Annotated in this window: 1 pseudogene; it reads right to left on the bottom strand. The window is 61.1% G+C overall.

Annotated features, from left to right (window positions below):
- Positions 1-1,217 (bottom strand): annotated as a pseudogene (locus AWB67_RS41250) (filamentous hemagglutinin); the annotation flags it as partial.

Genomic DNA, 1,217 nt, shown 5'->3' with positions numbered 1-1,217 from the left:
GATCCGACCCAGAAAAACGGCTCGCTCATCGAAGCGGTGACTCGCGCGAGCACGCTCAGATCGGCGCTCGTTTCGGCTGTATACGCTATTGGTTGCAGTGGTTGCTTGCACATCCCAGAAGACGTTGTCTGCGATGGTTCCGTCATTCGTAAAGGCCACACCGGCCTTCTGGTCGGGTGGGAACAGTGGAGTTTGGTGCGTGGTAGCGAACGATTCGCTGATCGTTCCGCCGTTATACAAGACCAGGCCGCCGGTGGTATACATTGTCGCGGAGCCAGTCGCATAGGACTGTATGATCGAGCCGTAGTTGGCGGCGACCAGTCCGGCGCCTGATGCGTGCGATCCGCCACTTACCGAACCGGCCGCGAACGACTGGACGATATTTCCGTTATTGACGACGGCGAGGCCGCCAAACGAGCTATCGCCGTTGAGACCGGCACCGGTCGACGAGCGCTCAATCGTGCCGTCATTCACCACGACGAGGCCGCCGGCGCCGCGGTACGAACTGATGCCGCCCGACGCATGCGTGTTCGTGATGAGCCCCCGATTGCGTAGCGCAATGATGCCTCCGCCGCCGCCTGAGAACATACCCGATGCGGTCATATACGCATTGTTGACGCTCAGATTCCGCACGACGCCTGTCGTACCAATGTCGCCAAACAAACCGGCCGATTCCTGATATTGATACGGATTGTTGATGGCATGACCCATGCCGTCGAACTGTCCCGTGAACGCCGCATTCGCTCCTCCAATTCTCTGGAATTGATTAGGCCATCCCCCCAGGTCTAGATCCTTGCCGAGCGCGTATACCCCGGCGAGATTGTTCGTTACGTTCTCGAGGGCCTCTTTAGAATTGACGAGCTGGTACGCGGTCGCCTGCGTGTTGAGGCCGCTGAACGGCGCGGGGGCCCACGATGGATTGCTCCTCACAGTGCCAGCGAGGTAACCGCCGTTCGTGTCATGGAGCGCCGCGACGACGCCGGTGCTGCGCGACCCGTCGATGGTGCCGCGGTTCACGACGCTGGCGCCATTATCGATGCCGTTTGCGTCGGCTCGCAGCGTGAGGTTGCCCGCGCCGTTGTTTGCGACCGTTATGGCCCCGCCGATCGTCACATTGTGCTGCGCGTTGAGCGCAAGCGATGCGTCGCCGCTCCAGCGCAGCGTCGACTGGAGATTGATGTCACCGCTCTTGCCGTAGGCGCCCGTCGTGTTCACAT

This window comes from Caballeronia terrestris (genome assembly GCF_001544515.1).
Classification (GTDB): Bacteria; Pseudomonadota; Gammaproteobacteria; order Burkholderiales; family Burkholderiaceae; genus Caballeronia; species Caballeronia terrestris.
The sequence above is the reverse complement of the archived record's forward strand: the minus strand, read 5'-3'. Positions and strand labels throughout refer to the sequence as shown.